17 protein-coding genes are annotated in these 15,212 nt (G+C 40.4%); 6 read left to right on the top strand and 11 right to left on the bottom strand.

Features of this window, described 5'->3' with window-relative positions:
• Positions 1-4 precede the first annotated feature (4 nt).
• The 3 genes from GTK07_RS06150 (at position 5) to GTK07_RS06140 (ending at position 1,890) form a co-directional block, all read left to right on the top strand.
• Positions 5-586: a hypothetical protein gene (locus tag GTK07_RS06150; RefSeq protein ID WP_163634102.1), complete on the top strand. Its 582-nt coding sequence runs from the start codon at positions 5-7 to the stop codon at positions 584-586.
• A 105-nt stretch (positions 587-691) separates the two neighbouring features.
• The gene (locus tag GTK07_RS06145; RefSeq protein ID WP_163634101.1) at positions 692-1,189 is read left to right on the top strand and encodes a hypothetical protein; all 498 of its coding nucleotides are present in this window, start codon (positions 692-694) and stop codon (positions 1,187-1,189) included.
• A 50-nt stretch (positions 1,190-1,239) separates the two neighbouring features.
• Complete coding sequence (locus GTK07_RS06140; RefSeq protein WP_163634099.1) at positions 1,240-1,890, top strand: ankyrin repeat domain-containing protein; 651 nt, start codon at positions 1,240-1,242, stop codon at positions 1,888-1,890.
• Positions 1,891-1,901: 11 nt separating this feature from the next.
• Here GTK07_RS06140 and GTK07_RS06135 read toward each other — a convergent pair whose 3' ends face one another.
• On the bottom strand, positions 1,902-3,146 hold the full coding sequence (locus GTK07_RS06135; protein WP_163634097.1) for a glycosyltransferase: 1,245 nt from the start codon (positions 3,144-3,146) through the stop codon (positions 1,902-1,904).
• Positions 3,147-3,379: 233 nt separating this feature from the next.
• Positions 3,380-4,891 (bottom strand): DEAD/DEAH box helicase, encoded by a 1,512-nt coding sequence (locus GTK07_RS06130; protein WP_163634095.1) that lies wholly within the window; start codon positions 4,889-4,891, stop codon positions 3,380-3,382.
• Positions 4,892-5,135: 244 nt separating this feature from the next.
• Here GTK07_RS06130 and GTK07_RS06125 point away from each other — a divergent pair, with 244 nt between their 5' ends.
• On the top strand, positions 5,136-5,999 hold the full coding sequence (locus GTK07_RS06125; protein ID WP_163634093.1) for a sigma-70 family RNA polymerase sigma factor: 864 nt from the start codon (positions 5,136-5,138) through the stop codon (positions 5,997-5,999).
• A 411-nt stretch (positions 6,000-6,410) separates the two neighbouring features.
• Here the strand turns inward: GTK07_RS06125 and GTK07_RS06120 are convergent, their stop codons facing one another.
• Positions 6,411-6,764, bottom strand: a complete 354-nt coding sequence (locus tag GTK07_RS06120; protein WP_163634091.1) for a hypothetical protein — start codon at positions 6,762-6,764, stop codon at positions 6,411-6,413.
• An 11-nt stretch (positions 6,765-6,775) separates the two neighbouring features.
• A complete protein-coding gene (locus GTK07_RS06115; protein ID WP_163634089.1) occupies positions 6,776-7,555 on the bottom strand; it encodes a hypothetical protein in 780 nt (259 codons plus the stop codon).
• 127 nt (positions 7,556-7,682) lie between these two features.
• Between GTK07_RS06115 and GTK07_RS06110 the strand changes: the two genes are divergently transcribed.
• Positions 7,683-8,966: a dipeptidase gene (locus GTK07_RS06110; protein ID WP_163634087.1), complete on the top strand. Its 1,284-nt coding sequence runs from the start codon at positions 7,683-7,685 to the stop codon at positions 8,964-8,966.
• On the opposite strand, the gene GTK07_RS06105 is transcribed toward GTK07_RS06110, so the two are convergent.
• From GTK07_RS06105 to GTK07_RS06080, 6 genes are all read right to left on the bottom strand, one after another.
• Positions 8,963-9,373: an acyl-CoA thioesterase gene (locus GTK07_RS06105; RefSeq protein WP_163634085.1), complete on the bottom strand. Its 411-nt coding sequence runs from the start codon at positions 9,371-9,373 to the stop codon at positions 8,963-8,965. The two genes, GTK07_RS06110 and GTK07_RS06105, sit on opposite strands and share 4 nt — an antisense overlap.
• Before the next feature lie 170 nt (positions 9,374-9,543).
• Positions 9,544-10,443: a DUF72 domain-containing protein gene (locus GTK07_RS06100; RefSeq protein ID WP_163634083.1), complete on the bottom strand. Its 900-nt coding sequence runs from the start codon at positions 10,441-10,443 to the stop codon at positions 9,544-9,546.
• Between the two features lie 24 nt (positions 10,444-10,467).
• A complete protein-coding gene (locus GTK07_RS06095) occupies positions 10,468-11,643 on the bottom strand; it encodes an erythromycin esterase family protein (protein ID WP_163634081.1) in 1,176 nt (391 codons plus the stop codon).
• Between the two features lie 491 nt (positions 11,644-12,134).
• A complete protein-coding gene (locus GTK07_RS06090) occupies positions 12,135-12,863 on the bottom strand; it encodes a hypothetical protein (RefSeq protein WP_163634078.1) in 729 nt (242 codons plus the stop codon).
• Positions 12,863-13,360, bottom strand: a complete 498-nt coding sequence (locus GTK07_RS06085; RefSeq protein ID WP_203583742.1) for an RNA polymerase sigma factor — start codon at positions 13,358-13,360, stop codon at positions 12,863-12,865. The genes GTK07_RS06090 and GTK07_RS06085 overlap by 1 nt, the downstream gene beginning before the upstream one ends.
• Positions 13,361-13,377: 17 nt before the next feature.
• Positions 13,378-13,665, bottom strand: a complete 288-nt coding sequence (locus GTK07_RS06080) for a hypothetical protein (protein ID WP_163634076.1) — start codon at positions 13,663-13,665, stop codon at positions 13,378-13,380.
• 415 nt (positions 13,666-14,080) lie between these two features.
• On the opposite strand from GTK07_RS06080, the gene GTK07_RS06075 reads away from it, so the two are divergent.
• Positions 14,081-14,494: a glyoxalase gene (locus tag GTK07_RS06075; protein WP_163634075.1), complete on the top strand. Its 414-nt coding sequence runs from the start codon at positions 14,081-14,083 to the stop codon at positions 14,492-14,494.
• Here the strand turns inward: GTK07_RS06075 and GTK07_RS06070 are convergent.
• A complete protein-coding gene (locus tag GTK07_RS06070; protein ID WP_163634073.1) occupies positions 14,483-15,163 on the bottom strand; it encodes a DUF2461 domain-containing protein in 681 nt (226 codons plus the stop codon). The two genes, GTK07_RS06075 and GTK07_RS06070, sit on opposite strands and share 12 nt — an antisense overlap.
• Positions 15,164-15,212: the final 49 nt, after the last annotated feature.

Raw genomic sequence — 15,212 nt, 5'->3', positions numbered from 1 at the left:
GGAAATGAAAAAATGTATTTTAGGGATAATCTTTTTGTATCCAATGTTATTTTGGGCGCAATCGTATCAAAATCAATTTGTACTTTTTGATGTGGAGTTCACCTATACCAAAAATGACGCGGATACTTCCACCCCCAGCAAATCCCACTATTATGTGACCGGGGACAAGTTGAACCCGAACATTCCGGAAGATTGGACTTACCCTGTGGATTTTAGAAATGGAACGGTACATATCCGAATTGAAGTTCAAGAAAAGCCACTTGGAGGGGAACCGACCAAATGGACACTCTGCTATATCCCCAACCATGGACAGGGAAATGGGTATGGCTGCACCTCCACGGATCTATATTCAGAGGAAGGCATTTATGAAAAGGATGTCCCCATGACAGAGTTTTGGGAGAATGAATCCATCATCTGGTCGGAAGGCATCAAACAGATGGATTTGGTGATCAAAGATGATAGTGGCGGACAGGGGCATGCCCATAAGCGAAGCGATTTCGAAAAATTCTTCCCTACCAAAGTACGGATCACTATGGTTCAGGTTGCCAAGGGAACCACGTATGATCCTTCCTTATTTGTGAAATAGACAAGAACAATTGACAATGAACAATAATCAATTTCCAATCATCTTACTTGTCATTCTGAGCGAAGGGAAGAATCTCTTCTTAATGATGGCGTACAACTCTATATTATGAAACTGGAACAATTATATTGCAAAGAAGCCTTTAGTCCATTTTTTGGCAAGGATTGGGTCCTTATTTGTGACTTGGCAAATCTTGTTGATGCGGATATAGAGCAAAAATGGGGGGAAGATTACTTTGAAGTATTGGAAGGCCATGGGGAATCCGTCTATAAACTAAAGGACTATTTCACCGGTATTCTGGCTGGTCAGGGTGAGTCTATATCCAATGGAGCCCTTGCCGTAATCATGAAATTCATTGCTTGCCTTTTTAAAGAGGCCTATTATGATTATAACGCAGGTATTGGTGATGCTACACCAACTTGTGAATGGTTCGCGAATATAAGAGAAAATATCAGGCCTTATGTAACCCAAGTTGAGTCCTATTTAGGCCATGGCGACTTGGCACTTCGCTTGGCTGCCCACCGGTTGATCGAAGAGTGGAAAAAAGCCGAGCACTTTATTGTGAAAGACAGAAAAGGATTCCCCTCGATTGTCTTTAGCAAATAAAAAAGAGAGATTTTAGTATTCGTATAGATTTAAAATCAGCATTTTAGGTCATGACTGAAAAACTTAAAGAACTCCTTAAGGATAGGGAAACAGACAAAATCCTGAGTTTGATTCAAGAAAGCCCTAAAGTTTTGGAGCTTCAGGACGAAAGAGGAACCTCTGGGCTGTTGCTCATCGCTTATTCCGGTATGCCAAAGGTCTTGGAAACGGCCATAACCCTGAAGAATTCCTTTACCTTCCATGAAGCGGTGGTATGTGGACTGATGGAACAGGTCCAGAGCATGCTGGTCCATGATCCCGAGTTAATCAACCAGTACGCCAACGATGGTTTCACACCTGTGTCTTTGGCAGCCTTTTTTGATCAAACGGAAATGGCCAAATGGTTGCTGGACCATGATGCGGACCCGAACCTACCCGCGACCAATCCTTCCAAGGTAAATGCGTTACATGCGGCTGTGGCCAAAGAAAATGTTGGGCTGTGTCAATTGTTGATTGCAAAAGGTGTGGATGTCAATGCTCCCCAAATGCAAAATGTTACGGCCTTGCACTCCGCAGTACATCGGGGGAACTTGGAACTTGTGAAACTGTTGGTGCAACATGGTGCCGACATTGAGCTGAAAATGGAAAATGGCGATACCGCCCTTAGCATTGCAAAAAGGGATGGACATAAGGAAATTGTCGCCTATTTGGAAGAGAGATAGCCAAGAAAGATCTAGCCTTGGCACCTGTTTTTGGCCTCGATCCATTTGGCCATGTATTTGGTGCTGTTCAAGGTTTGGTGCTGTAGTATTCTCCCCATTAAATTTCGCTCTCTATGTTCAACTAGATTTTTTTTTAGGCCATCGATCAGATCCATAAAGCTTTTCTGAAGTTTTTCTTTATCAAAAAATGCATGTAACAATTGAATGCCATGGGTTTTCGCATTTTCCCATTTCAATTCATCCTGATAAAGTGCCACGGCCGCATTGGCAAAGGTTTCCCAATTGTCGGAAATACTTCCGTTCCATGGTAAATCGCCTTGCATCCCTTCTGCTCCAATGGATGTAGTGACACTTGGCGTACCATTTTTCATGGCTATCAACAACTTTCCTTTGATTCCCGCCCCAAACTGTATGGGAGCCAACAATACCTTTGTGTTTTGCATGGTTTGATCCAAGTTTTCTAACCAGCCATCAATGTAGAACCCTTGTTTGGGTTCGTGCATTTCTTGTACCAATTGTGGTAAATACGCACCATAAACATGCAATTCGGCCTGCGGTAATTTTTCCCTGATTTTGGGCCAAACGACCTGTTTCAAGATTTTGATGGAATCTATATTTGGAGTATGCCTACCATTTCCAACCGTGATAAAATGCTGTCTTTCAATAAATTTGGGCCATTCTTTTATACTTTTAGCCGTGGGTACTTCTAGCATCAAGGGCAAATGAAACAGAAGATTTTCGGGAACATGGAGCAGTTCATCCAAAATATCCATCTCATACGTTGAAACCATCAAGGATACATCGCACCTATAGATACTGGCCACTTCACGCAATGTCATATCGTGTTTTACCCAATCGGATATATGAAATTCTTGATGGGGCTTGTGAGCCTCTTCCCTGGCCTTTCTAAGGGAGTGAAGGTCTTCCGTATTCAATATTCGGATAGCGTTGGGGGCAAATTCGGCCACTCTCCAACCAAATTGCTCCTCTACCATAAAACGGTCAAAAACAACTACATCTGGATTCAGTTGCTTAATAAAGGCATCAAAACTGGGATGGTTCAGTTCAATGGATTCTTCTTTAATGCCGATAGCAAAAAGGTCTTTACTATACACTGTTTTTCCCGCTGATGAGGCAAAGGTCACCACATGACCAAAAGCCAAAAAAGTTTCGAGCAATTGTATCATTCGACATCCGGCCGCAGTGGTATCGGGCTCTGGCCAAACATGGCCTATCACTAATATAGTTTTGGTCATATTTTAATCAACTTGGAAGAACAGGCATAGGATAAAAGAATCAAGCGCAAGAGCCATGAGTGAAAATCTAAAAATCCAATGATCAAAGAATAGATTTCCCACATCCATTCGAAATGACAATTGCTGGTGGTTTTTGCAGTTGGGACTCAAGTGTCAAGCTCATACTTTCTGTTGATCCAATAATCCAATCATCTGGCTTTTCAACTATCCAAGAATCCAATAGTCGAGATTCACTACATCTTCATTGCAAACTTTTTGGAAATACTGGATCGGAGTTTACGTTCATAATCTTCCTCTAACCACTCCTTATAGTTTTTGGTGTTGTTCATGATACAGTAGGAATATTGCTTTACCCTAAAGGCAATTTCCTCTTTGAGTTCCTTTGCCAAAATTCGTGCATCGAACACATCCTCACTGTTTTCCACACAAATCTGGGCATGTTGCTCTATACTGCGTTCCAATACCAGTTTGGATTTTTTCCCTTCGGCGAATATCTTTTTATACTCTTCCTTGACATCAAAGGTAATGTTGTCCGATTTGCTGAACTTGGCTTTGAGTTCTTCGGGCATTTCATACACAAAGTCCCGTTCAATTTCCTCATCATTTTTAATGTTCTCCAAATAAAAATCTGGGAAATGGAATATTTCCTGCCAATCCACGGCGGCATCCCAAGGACCGAAACGGGCAAGGTTGTTCCCTAAATCGATGACGTTGAATTCATCTTTTCCTGGAATGATCCTGGAACCCCTACCGATCATTTGAAAATACAGGGTAAGCGATCTCGTCGCTCGGTTCAGGATGATGGATTTCACCGATGGTTCATCAAAACCCGTGGTCAGGATGCTTACGGATGTCAAAATAGCATCTGGTGTCTCTGCGAACCAGTCCAGGATATCTCGCCGCTCGGTAGCCGTGTTCTTATTGTCCAAATGTCGGATGTTGTACCCAGCCTTCTTAAACGTTTCATAAACATAAAGGGACGTATTGATCCCGTTGTTAAAGATCAAGGTTTTGGTTCCCTTCGCTATTTCCTCATAGGCGGACAACAACTTGCCCAACATGCTGTGGTTACCGTAAAACTCATCCGAAGATTTAACAGTATAGTCACCATGGATTCCCAGCTTTAATGTTTTGAGGCTTACATCATAGTTATAGAGGTTGGCCTTGGCCAAAAACTGTTTCTCGATCAGTGATTTGATGGACTCCCCAATGATCAGGTGTTTGTAATGGTCCTTCATCGGTAGTTTGATGTTGGAACTCAATGGCGTGGCCGTTACCCCAAGAATGGTGGCATGTTCAAAATATTTGAACAGTTTCCTAAAGGAATTGTAGTGGGCCTCATCGATGATTACCAACCCGATGTTCTTGATGCTGACCTTCTCTTCCTGCAAGCGGTTGTTCAAGGTTTCTACCATGGCCACAAAGCACATGTAGTCATCTTGATCGTACAATTCCTTTACCTCACTATTGATGACCTTATTGGGCACCCCAAAGCCATGGAGCATATCCGAGGTCTGTTTGCTCAATTCAATGCGGTGGGTCAACACCATCACCTTTTTTCCTGTTTGGTTGATGAACCTACGCGTAATCTCGGAAAAGACCACAGTCTTCCCCCCTCCTGTTGGCAACTGGTACAAAATATTGGTGCCGGATGGGAGGTCGTCCAAATGCTTGAAAATCTTGCGGAGATCTTCTTGCTGGTAATCGTAAAGGGTTTTCTTGTGATTTTTTCTGTTTACCTCCAAAGGAAAAATGGATTATGGGTTTCAAATTAAAAAACCCTACAAAATTAGGAGTTTTTTGGGCTTATGGGAAGAGGTAATTATGGTTTTCTATTAAGATACTATCAACAATCGGTGTTTAACGGAATTTTTTGAAGGTAATGCAATTTCGCTCATAACATTTTGATAAGAATAACATTTAACACTTGGAATTCTACCCGTAAAAACGTATAATGAAAGCTTGTAACACTATGAAACCATAAATCGAATGAGGCAGTTAAAAATCATTAAGCAAGTAACCAATCGCGAATCCAAATCCTTAGACAAATATCTTCAGGATATTAGTAAGATCGACTTGATCACCGCACAAGAGGAAGTGGAGTTGGCGCAACGGATCAGGGAGGGTGACCAAGTTGCTTTGGAAAAACTGACGAATGCCAATTTGAGATTTGTGGTATCCGTGGCCAAACAATACCAAAACCAAGGACTTACCTTACCTGATTTGATCAACGAAGGTAATGTGGGTTTGGTGAAGGCGGCCAAACGGTTTGACGAGACCCGTGGATTTAAATTCATTTCGTATGCGGTCTGGTGGATCAGGCAGTCCATTCTTCAAGCTTTGGCAGAACAATCCAGGGTGGTACGTTTGCCCTTGAACAAAATCGGATCCATCAACAAAATAAAAAAGACCTTTTCCTATCTGGAACAGGCACATGAACGCCCACCTTCTGCGGAAGAGATTGCCAAGGAACTGGACATGAGCGTGACCGAGGTAAAACAATCCCTACGCAATTCGGGCAGGCATGTTTCTATGGATGCCCCGTTAAAGGAAGGCGAAACCTCCAATTTGTATGACGTTATGCGAGCCGGGGATTCTCCCAAGCCCGATAAAGGACTCATGCACCAATCCTTGTTTACCGAGATAAACCGTGCCTTGGACACATTGTCTCCACGCGAAGCGGATGTGGTAAGGCTGTATTACGGAATCGGGAACCAACCTTCCATGACGTTGGAGGAAATTGGCAGTACTTTTGACCTGACCAGGGAACGTGTACGACAGATACGGGAAAAGGCCATCAGAAAATTACGGCATACCTCCAAAAGCAAAATTTTAAAATCGTATTTGGGTTAATGTCCAAATTAAAAATAGAAAAGGGGATGTTTTGTACATCCCCTTTTCGATGATATTCACTTAAACAGTAACTATGGATGACTCAACAGATTGATATCAAAATCGGTGAGCATTGCATTCAAATCTTGAATGAAATTTAAGTAAGCTGTGTTTTCTTGGTTAAAATTTTTCATCGAAACAAAATTTGGGGTTTTGGTCCACTATAGGTAATCAAGTTCGGCAAGTTCGTTCAAGCTCAGGATTTCGTTCAGTTCCTGAAGAAATGCCAAATATTCTTCTCCGTAGGTGTCGTATAACATGCGTTTTCGGGGTTTTGTTGTTTGGGTATTTCTTATAACGTGAATCTATTCGAAAGATTATATCAATACAATTTTTTGTGGTGAAATTCTCACCATTGGTTGTGAAACGATTCTACTGGTCATTATCCAAAATATCAAGTGCCACTTCAAAGTCCAGATCCGGATCGGCTTTGCTCGGTCTTATGTTGAATTCATCATAGATGAAACAAAGGTTCATGGGCAATCTGCTCCTTTCAGCCGGAGTCATTACGCCCAGTTTGGATTGTAATGCGGTCCTGACCTCAAAGGCTTTGCTGCTGATTTTGGGATTATCATGACCTTCCAATTCTGTTAAAAAGGGAATTTCCTTCTTGTCCCCTATCTCCAACATCTGATCGATCAACATCAACTTGCATTCCAGGTCTTTGGCATGCTGGAACAAAGGATAAAAAACACTCTGAAGATATGCTGGGAGTTCGGTGGTCATGGTTTTGGTTTTTACATGGTTCGAAAGAGTTCCATTTCAAAATCTACCTGCTCTTGTACCACGGGGTATTCTGATACAAATTGTTCGTATAAAAAGGCGAGGTGTTTGGGATCGTTGTCCGTTTTGCTCAACAGGGACATTTGCTGTACGATTTCCAAAAGTTCATAGGTCTTCATCATCCTCAGATTAGGCCCCACTTTTTGGCAGCAAAGTGCCAAGGCCTCAAAATCTTCGTTCAAAAGGTGTATTTTGGAGCTGCCGATGAATTCCAGTACGTTGTGCTTGAACATCCTTACCAGTTCTTCCAAGAGCTCCATGCGGCCCATGCAGTCTTCCAAAACCGGTTTTAGGTTGATCTTGTGTTCCGAGTAGCCCGTTACAAGGCTCTTCTCAATATATTGAATGTGATTTGGCATAGATTCGGGGGTATTTTTATCTATTTTGACCAGTTTCTCGGCAGCTTTTTTCAAGGCTTTCGTCAGTTCCAGTTGTGTCTTGTTCAGTGGAGTATTTTCCAATGCATCCAGCAATTGAAAAATAGGATCTTTGGTTATCGGTTTTTCAAAGGTGGTGGATTTCCTTTCGGGTTCCAAAATCCCCATTCTTTTGTAAAGATCTTCCAGTTGTTTCAGTTCGGATACGCCAAAAACTTTGTCTTCCAAGCCATGTTTAAAAATCTCAAAGGATTTTTTCAGTTCACCGGCTTCCACTACGCCAAGTTCTTCGTAGGAGAAAGAGCTTAGTCCAATTTCCAGTTTTTCAAGATAGTTGAGCAATTCCCGTGTTCCCAATTTTAAGAGGTAATAATTGTTGATACACTAAAAATGTCCAATTAAAAGAGGGATAACAATTTAATGTTCCGTAGGATTCGGTTTTTGTTGTCAAATTGCTTTATTTGTATGTATAAAAACCAACCTAATGAAATATTTATACCTCATTTGTAGTGTTCTCCTTTTTGTTTCCTGCGGGGAGAAAAAACCTGAAAAAACCGAAACCATGGAAGAAATGGCCCATAGGATCCATGATTCCGTAATCACCATCGACACACATGATGATATTAACGTTGCCAATTTTACGGATAGCATCAACTATACCCAAAAACTGAACACCCAAGTAAATCTTCCCAAAATGAAGGAAGGCGGATTGGATGTAGCCTGGTTTATTGTATATACCGGACAAGACACCCTTACCTCTGAAGGATATGCCAAGGCCTCTGAAAATGCCATGGCCAAATTCCTTGCGATACACAAGCTTTGTGAGGAGATTGCCCCTGATCAGATCGGGTTGGCACTGACTTCTGATGATGTTAGAAAAATAGCCGCTTCCGGTAAAAAAGTGGCCATGATCGGGGTAGAGAATGCCTACCCAATTGGTGAGGATCTTTCCAAAATTGAAGAATACCAAAAATTGGGAGCCCGGTACATGTCCTTGGCACATAACGGCCATAGCCAGTTCAGTGATTCCAACACAGGAGAAAGCGATAGCATTTGGTTATACCATGGTTTAAGTGACCTTGGCAAGCAGGCCATTGCGGAGATGAACCGTGTGGGAATCATGGTGGATGTCTCCCACCCTTCCAAAGAGGCTATGGTGCAAATGATAGAACTTTCCAAGGCACCTATAATTGCTTCCCATTCTTCGGCAAGGGCATTGTGCAACCACAGCCGTAACTTGGACGATGAACAACTTCTGATGATGAAAAAGAACGGGGGCGTGGTTCAAACTGTCGCCTTCGGGTCGTATCTCAACACAGAAAAAAATGATGCGCACTCAGCATACATGCAGGAAATCAACAAAAAAGTGGCCGATTCTTTGGGTATTGAATGGTACGAAAGATCCCAGTTCAGGACCTTGACATCAGAACAGCGCGAGACCTTTTTTGCAAACTACCAAAAAGTGTTGGGCATTGCAGAAGATCTTGCAAAAAAGGACCCCAACGCACCACCGGCGGTCAATGTTTCCGATTTTGTGGACCACATTGATTACATGGTGAAATTGATCGGTATAGACCATGTAGGTATCAGCTCCGATTTTGATGGAGGTGGTGGTATTGAAGGCTGGTCAGATGCCTCCGAGACCTTCAATGTAACCTTGGAACTGGTAAAACGTGGCTATACCGAAGAAGAGATCGCCAAATTGTGGGGTGGTAACCTTCTTAGGGTATTGGACGAAGTTCAGGCCATAGCCAAAACGTTGAACTAAACGTTTTCCTCTTTTTCCTTTTTGGCCAATCGGTCTTTAACGTACTCGATCTTGGTTTTGCCATGGGCCTTCGGATTGCCTTTGTCGTCCAGGTTCACCAAAATAATATTGTCCACCGTGACGATACTTTCGTGGGTCATCTTGTTTCGTACCTCGCAATTGAGGGAAATGGAGGTGACCCCGAATTTTATCACGTCGATTCCGATCTCAATAATGTCACCTTCTACGGCGGTGCTCATAAAATTGATCTCGGACATATATTTGGTAACTACCTTTTTGTTCTCAAGTTGTATGATGCTGTACATCACAGCCTCTTCATCGATCCATGAAAGGACCTTTCCGCCAAACAGCGTTCCATTGGCGTTCAAATCTTCTGGTTTTACCCATTTTCGTGTATGAAATCGCATTGTGAAACTTTTTAAAATACAGGGCAAAGGTACTTCAATCCCCGATCGCTTGTTTCATTATTACCCTACTAAATTTGTGTAATTATGAATTTCAAACTATTCATTACCAAGCACTACGGACTCTATAATTTTATTGACGAAGGATTTTTAAATCGATGAAAATTTTGGGTTTAGTCAAAAAGACCCTGTTGTGAAGGGTTTACAGTGGCCGGTATAGTTAGATTACAACCCAGGACGGGATTCAATTGCTTGATCAAATGGGCGGACAACAAAGGCGATTCCAGTTCCAGGTTTTGGTGCACAAAAAAATGGATGTTTTCCAATCCCTGCTCTTTCCAAGTAGATAATCGTTTTACCCAATCTTGAAGTCGAGGATAATCGGATGGATGGTTGGCGCCTACATATCGGATAAAGGCTTCATTATTGGTCAACCGCATATGCATCAGGTCCCTCCTGCCTGCAGTATCTACCAGCACATTGGCAATGTTGTTCTCTTCCAGCAAATGATACAGCTCTTGGGCCACGGTTTCATCGGTGAACCAATCCGTGTGGCGGAACTCCATGGCCAATGGAAATTCCTTGGGCCAGTATTCCACAAAGCGCACTACCCTATCCCAATTTTTGGGGTCGAAGTTGTTATGCATCTGCAAAAAGATGGTCCCCAACTTTTCCTTGAGGAGCGAAGTCACTTCCAAATAACGGTCCACCACAGGGTACACTTGGTCGTTCAATCGGCGGAGATGGCTCACCTCATTGGTCATTTTTGGAAAAAACTTAAAACCTTCAGGGGTCTTGTCGTACCATTTTTCATAAGTATCCGAAGGAAAGATGCGGTAGAATGTGGCATTGAGCTCTATGCAATTGAACTGGGACGCGTAGTATTGCAATTCATCTTTGGTGCCCCTTGGGTAAAAATTCTTAAGGTCTTGACGGTTCCATTTGGCACAGCCCACAAATACATTGAATTTTCCTTTGGACCCATATTTGGAAAGCACCACCGGCGTATCTGGATGGTCCTTCGGGATGGTAAAATCAATACGTTCGGGATGGTCTACTTTGCCAAACTTCATGCTACAGGAATGTTAGAGGGTATTTTAAAAATTGTTCTTTTTCCATTTGTCAATTTTCTCCCTATTTGTCTTCAAGTTATCATACTTTGAGGTGGTAGCAGTATTGAAAAACTGAATTTCCGCATCTATTTCTTCCTCTGTTAGTCCCATAAATGTACAACGTCTGATGAACTCTGCCTTAAAATTTTCGTCAATAGTGTTGTCCCACCCCTTTTTTAGCACATGTTCCTGAATGGATCTATAAAAAACCATGCCAGTGAAAACATCTTGGTATAGAAGACTGTCAACATCCCATCCTACAGGTGTAAGGTCAAATTTTTCTTCTCCAAAAGGGGTGTTCTTTAAGGAAAAACCTATGTCGGTTTTGTCATTCGATTCAAAACAATAATCCCAATAATCATCCTTCACTACCGAATATGTTTTCCAATCGTTGGGATGGGCAAGACCTAAAATACAAACGGAAGCCACCTTGTCACCAAAATAGTTCTTTAGATAGGCCCCAAAATTTCTTCTTGGGTCATTTTTTGAATAATGTGTATCCGTTAAATAAGCGTGTCGTGTGTTCATTAATACCAACGCTTTCTTGTCTCCGTTATGTGCTTGTTGAATGGTTTCATATTGGCGGATGAAATTGTTTGCCATAAGCGAGTCCCTGTGATTGAAGTCGTCACTACCGTCAAAACGGTCATATTCTTCCTCTGTTGCACAGGTGTCCCATTCAAAAGCTAGATCACAAGTATATAGGGACACTTTATTGCGTGAAATGCTGTTCAATTTATAGAGTTCTTTGATCAACCATGGAAAACTGTATCCAAACCAGAGATGGTTATAATCTGCCTGGTGGTATAGATCATTGACTTTTTGATTTATTTCCAACGAATCCAATCCTTGCTCCCCAAAGAATGAGTTTACTTTTGGACCTAGGTTTGTGACACCCACTTCAGTATAGACAGCACCTACCTTTTCTATGAAATAGGGGTCTGAGATTACATCCATGAAGAGTTTGTATTGCGTGAACTCGGCATGGTCCCTTTCCATTAGGATTACAATGTCATATTTTTGATATAACCCGATAATATAATCCTTGGCACTTGTTCGCTGTTTTTTAGCAAAGGCCATGATGTCGTTGTCCTTGTTGGTATGGCAAGATGATAGGATTAGGAGCATTGAAAGAGTAAAGAAATTGATCGTTACTTTCATTGATGGTCAATTAAGATGGCATACATGTTGGGCCAGTCCATGTTTTCCTTTTAAAGAGTGCAATAGTTTAACATTGTTACGCCTCAGAAAGCCGCTCTTTCCTTTGCCCATATTGGGAAGGCACCACTGGTGTGTCCGGATGGTCCTTCAGGATGGTCTACTTTGCCGATTTTTATATACTTTGTTGGCAGATGGACTTTTATCTTATACTACTTATTTACCAATCTTGGATTGTAATTGTTTGGGATATCTATCTCCCAAATTTTTTATCTTTTCCAAAGATTCGTTTATTTGATTTAATTCGGAACCGGCTTTTATTTTTTTACCTTTTTGTAGTTTAACCAACCAGATAAAAAAATATTGCTGAATATAAAACACTTAAACTTCCCTAAAAGAGTAGTGCCTTGATCAAACGGATAAATTGCTATTGCTGCTGAAATGATTCCAAACGAAACAATAAATAAAATAGATTTTTCATTTCAACTTTCCTTTTAATTAATCAATCCAAAAATTAGATACAAAAAAATAACCGCACCAATAATCAATGCAATACCAATCGTGATTAAATTTTTTATCCTGTTAGTTTGATATTTTTTAATGCTTGACGCAGCTATTGTATTTTCCTCAATTTCAACCAAACAACTTTCCAATTCCTTAATTTGATATTCATTTTGTTTTATTTGGGCAAAAGCGCTAACACCATAACTTAAAGCAATTCCTATGGTCAAAACAATAAAATCATCTATTTCAAAAGATGGGATTTGCCCGTATTTGAAGTATAGATAAAAAAGAGAGCCGCCAATAAAAAATAAGGTACTCGACAAGGCACTCACAAATATGGATTTAACAAATTGTCCATTATAGAAGTCGATATAAGCTCTTAGTAATCTTTTTAAGTGTTCATGCCCAATGCTTATTGTATCAACTCTTTTGTAAACTTTTATCTGCCAAATTATTCCAAAGGCGGCTATGAAAATAAAAAATGGAATAGTAAGAGTGGTTATTGATTGATTTTTTAGAAGAAAGATCAATACAATGAATATAATGAATAAGAAACTTTTAAAAACTATATCGAAAAGTATAGACCTTTTGTATTGCCCCCCAATATTTGAAGTAGATTTCATAAAATTGTGAATTTCAATTTCAGAAAGTTTTTCTGCTTGAAATGATTCTTCGTTTTTCCAAGCTAATTGATATTTATTTAAATCCAAATTTTCCATCAGCCCATCTTTTTTATGATTTTGGCGAGCTTCTTTTTGCTTCTCACTAATTTTACGCTTACGTTTTTTTCCGATATCCCAACGATTTCAGCAATCTCACCATATGCCTTTTCTTCAAGCCAAAGCAGAATAACGGCCTTTTCTATTTTGCTCAGTTTTGAAATTGCTTTATAAAGAATTTTAATGTCTTCGGAATAGTCAAGAACTTCAGCAACAGCATATTTATTACTTAGTTGTACCTTGTGATTTTCAAATAAGGCCGCCTTCTTGTTTAATGTAATTGCAGTATTTAGAGCAACCCGATACATCCAAGTTGAAAATTTTGCTTCTTTTCGGAATGATGGGTACGATTTCCATAATTGCAAAACAATTTCTTGATATAGGTCTTCCTTATCTGCATTGCTATTTGAATAGACAAAGCAGATCTTATGCAAAATCCCTTGATGTTTTTGGATTTGTTTTACAAATTCTTTTTCTATTTCTCCTTGATTTTGCAAGCGGTCAAAAAGAATTTTTAAAAATGTAGAATAATATAAAATACAACGAAAGTGATAAAACCAAATAATAAAGAACCGATCATCATTTTAGTTTTCTTAGGAACGACTCGCTCATTTTCTCTTTGAAATTTTTGGTCTAAACCAATACCTGCAAAAATACCAATCGGTAAAGCTGCTGAAATAGCCGCAGCAAAACTGTCAGAGAAGATAAACACTACCATAGCCCCTACAATTGAGATCGCAATTCCTAATAACCAGCCCGCCCCCTTGAAAATTTTTGATTGACTGTGACTTGAATTTTCCATTTGAAATCCTATTTTAAATTAACTGTTTATTCGGTTAGTATTTCAAATTTCAAGTTAACTACACTTCTATCAGCTTTTTTAAACTTGCAAGCCACGCAGTGTTGTTTTTGAAAATTTCCGATTATATCACTTTCGGTTTTTATATTGGTGCCTAACTTATTTATCATATACCATTAATACGGTTGGCTATGCCCAAGTTTTATTCATTAGTTAACGTCTGCTAGTTACATTTTCTTAAAAGTAGGAAACTACGCTCTACCAACAACTGAAGAGATTAAAACCATAAACTTTATAGTAACGGGTACAAAACGTAAATATGGCGGTACCCCAACCTGTTCATAACATCGTTAAAAACTATTACCTCCCCAAAAATTGTACGGTTTTTGAATATGTAACTTTATTAAAACTTACAGCCATGGATTCACGATCCAAGAGTCTTTTGGACATCCGTCCAGACATTCCGCAGACACATTTCAACAGCGCAATGGGTTTTGATGAGCGTTTCCAGAACCAAACCTTGCGACCCGTCATCAAGCTCCAAAACTTTTTATTGGTAGAGGCTTTCAAGAACTACATCGCCAAACACAAGGGAGCTTTTCACGAGCTTTCCTTGGAGCGCAAAATGCAGTTTATTGAAGGGGCCATCCAAAAGGATATCAAATTCAGGAATTCCTTAAAGGGAATGGTCATAGGCCAGTTTACCGTGGAAGAATACCAAGATTACATCACCAATTCTTCCTCTTTGAACAAACGTATGATGAACATGGTGATCGAACGACTGAAAGACCAGGTCCAATTGTTGGATTATCAGGCCCAGTTACAGGATTGATTCGCCGTTCAAATTTGTGGTCAATATGTCGCTCATCAGGTCGAAATAGGGCCGAATGGCTCGATAGGATTTGTCCACTTCGTCCAAAAAGGAATCGGATAGCACTTCTTCATCTGTCAAATTTCGAGTGAAAATAAATTGCTTGAATTTGATCAAATCAATGTCGGGATGGTTTTTGTCAAAACCCTTCGGCATCAATTTAACAGCATCCCCCTTTAATTCCCCCCAAATGGATTTTAAGGATTTCTGCCCGATCACTTTGCGGAATTCGGAGGCATCCATTTCCAATTCCTTTCGTATCCGGAAGAGATCTTCTTTGTTTGGATCCCAAAAACCAGTGGCCAAAAAGGATCCGCCCGGCTTAAGATGAAGGTAATATCCTCCCCTTAAATGGCTGCCTAAACGAGAAAAGGACCCTGCAAAATGGGATTTGTACGGCGTTTTGTCCTTGGAAAAACGTACATCCCGATAAATGCGGAACATTTTCATTTTTTCGATCTCGTCATGGTGGTTCAGGTTGTCCTTCACCGCCTCGTAAAATCCTTTCACTGCAGTTTCATGCTTTTTAAAAATCCTCTTGTTCGCTTCGAACCATTCCTTGTTGTTGTTCTTTTCAAGTTGTGTTAAAAAATCAAATGCATCTTTGGAAATCGTAGTGTGGGCCGCCATATATCGATAATATGTTATTTTTAAACTAAAGTTAGCCTTTTCTGATAGG

Source organism: Flagellimonas sediminis, assembly GCF_010500845.1.
Classification (GTDB): Bacteria; Bacteroidota; Bacteroidia; order Flavobacteriales; family Flavobacteriaceae; genus Flagellimonas; species Flagellimonas sediminis.
This window is presented reverse-complemented; position numbering and strand designations above follow the sequence as displayed.

Excerpts from the sequence above, each read along its gene's own strand:
- GTK07_RS06150 (WP_163634102.1), top strand. The coding sequence starts at position 5 with ATGAAAAAATGTATTTTAGGGATAATCTTTTTGTATCCAATGTTATTT.
- GTK07_RS06145 (WP_163634101.1), top strand. The coding sequence starts at position 692 with ATGAAACTGGAACAATTATATTGCAAAGAAGCCTTTAGTCCATTTTTT.
- GTK07_RS06140 (WP_163634099.1), top strand. The coding sequence starts at position 1,240 with ATGACTGAAAAACTTAAAGAACTCCTTAAGGATAGGGAAACAGACAAA.
- GTK07_RS06135 (WP_163634097.1), bottom strand. The coding sequence starts at position 3,146 with ATGACCAAAACTATATTAGTGATAGGCCATGTTTGGCCAGAGCCCGAT.
- GTK07_RS06125 (WP_163634093.1), top strand. The coding sequence starts at position 5,136 with ATGAGGCAGTTAAAAATCATTAAGCAAGTAACCAATCGCGAATCCAAA.
- GTK07_RS06120 (WP_163634091.1), bottom strand. The coding sequence starts at position 6,764 with ATGACCACCGAACTCCCAGCATATCTTCAGAGTGTTTTTTATCCTTTG.
- GTK07_RS06110 (WP_163634087.1), top strand. The coding sequence starts at position 7,683 with ATGAAATATTTATACCTCATTTGTAGTGTTCTCCTTTTTGTTTCCTGC.
- GTK07_RS06105 (WP_163634085.1), bottom strand. The coding sequence starts at position 9,373 with ATGCGATTTCATACACGAAAATGGGTAAAACCAGAAGATTTGAACGCC.
- GTK07_RS06100 (WP_163634083.1), bottom strand. The coding sequence starts at position 10,443 with ATGAAGTTTGGCAAAGTAGACCATCCCGAACGTATTGATTTTACCATC.
- GTK07_RS06095 (WP_163634081.1), bottom strand. The coding sequence starts at position 11,643 with ATGAAAGTAACGATCAATTTCTTTACTCTTTCAATGCTCCTAATCCTA.
- GTK07_RS06090 (WP_163634078.1), bottom strand. The coding sequence starts at position 12,863 with ATGGAAAATTTGGATTTAAATAAATATCAATTAGCTTGGAAAAACGAA.
- GTK07_RS06080 (WP_163634076.1), bottom strand. The coding sequence starts at position 13,665 with ATGGAAAATTCAAGTCACAGTCAATCAAAAATTTTCAAGGGGGCGGGC.
- GTK07_RS06075 (WP_163634075.1), top strand. The coding sequence starts at position 14,081 with ATGGATTCACGATCCAAGAGTCTTTTGGACATCCGTCCAGACATTCCG.
- GTK07_RS06070 (WP_163634073.1), bottom strand. The coding sequence starts at position 15,163 with ATGGCGGCCCACACTACGATTTCCAAAGATGCATTTGATTTTTTAACA.